This window comes from Aminobacter sp. P4_D5, from assembly GCF_056401815.1.
Genome location: NZ_JBFUIP010001203.1, coordinates 1 through 559, shown reverse-complemented (window position 1 = coordinate 559; position 559 = coordinate 1). Strand labels below are relative to the sequence as shown.

The window sequence follows — 559 nt, the reverse complement described above, 5'->3', positions numbered from 1 at the left end:
CGGTTGGCGTGCCAGACGTGCGGTTGCGCCGCATCAATCTCCCAGGGATGGAAGTAGAAGATGCCGGGCCGGCTTTCCGTCTCGTTCACCTGCCGCAGCCCCGCACGGAAGAGGCGGTAGGGCGCGAGGCGGACCCAGCCGCCGCCCGAGCACGGCAGGTTGCGGCCGAAGGCCCGGCAGGTCGTCATCGGCAGTTCCACCACTCCGTCGGGCCGGGGATGGTGGGGCAGCCGCGGCGTGTCCGGTGCGCCGTAGAGGTCGTGCCGGACCGGGAAAACGGAGGAGGAGTAGCGATAGCCCTCTTCGGCCAGGATACCGTGCGCCCAGGGTGTCGCGGGGCCGATGGAGAAGGTCGGCGCGCGGTAGCCGGTCACGGCCACGCCGCCCTGGTCCTCGAGGATCGCGCGTGCGCGGCGGATGTCGGCGCGGAAGGCCTGGGGGCCGATCTGGTCCACGCGCTCATGCCCGTAGCCGTGGCTCGCGAGCTCGTGCCCGGCCTCGACGATGCGGCGGATGAGCGCCGGGTAGCGTTCCGCCACCCAGCCGAGCGTGAAGAAGG

General features: G+C 71.9%; 1 protein-coding gene. It reads right to left on the bottom strand.

From position 1 onward, the window contains the following. The coding region (locus AC1DWF_RS37495; RefSeq protein ID WP_476843485.1) for an XrtA system polysaccharide deacetylase at positions 1–559 on the bottom strand (559 nt) is incomplete at both ends.